The following is a 334-nucleotide window of genomic DNA, read 5'->3' as shown; positions in this document are numbered from 1 at the left end:
CGCCTATGTGCGCCGTCCCGTCGGCAAGACCTCGGCGCCGCTCTATTCCTATTTCGCGCTGGTGGCCGATGATCCGTCGGTGCAGATCGTCAACCAGGCGCAGAGCTGGTACCTGAAGGACATACTGAAGAGCACGCAGTGGAAGGACGTGCCGCTTTTGTCGGCGGCCGCACCCTTCAAGGCGGGCGGGCGCAGCGGCGCCGACTACTACACCGACGTCCCGGTGGGCGACATCGCCATCAAAAACGTCGCCGACCTCTATCTCTATCCCAACACTGTGCGAGCCGTCGAAATCACCGGCGCGCAGGTCAAGGAATGGCTGGAGATGTCGGCC

General features: G+C 63.5%; 1 protein-coding gene. It reads left to right on the top strand.

Annotated elements, in window-relative coordinates; genetic code table 11:
- Positions 1–334 (top strand): 5'-nucleotidase C-terminal domain-containing protein (locus EN851_RS34850; protein WP_189587349.1); only part of this gene is annotated, 334 nt, incomplete at both ends.

Origin of the sequence: Mesorhizobium sp. M8A.F.Ca.ET.208.01.1.1 (assembly GCF_004791315.1) — a bacterium.
GTDB lineage: Bacteria > Pseudomonadota > Alphaproteobacteria > Rhizobiales > Rhizobiaceae > Mesorhizobium.
Note: the sequence above shows the minus strand (reverse complement) of the source record. Positions and strands in the feature narration are given on the sequence as shown.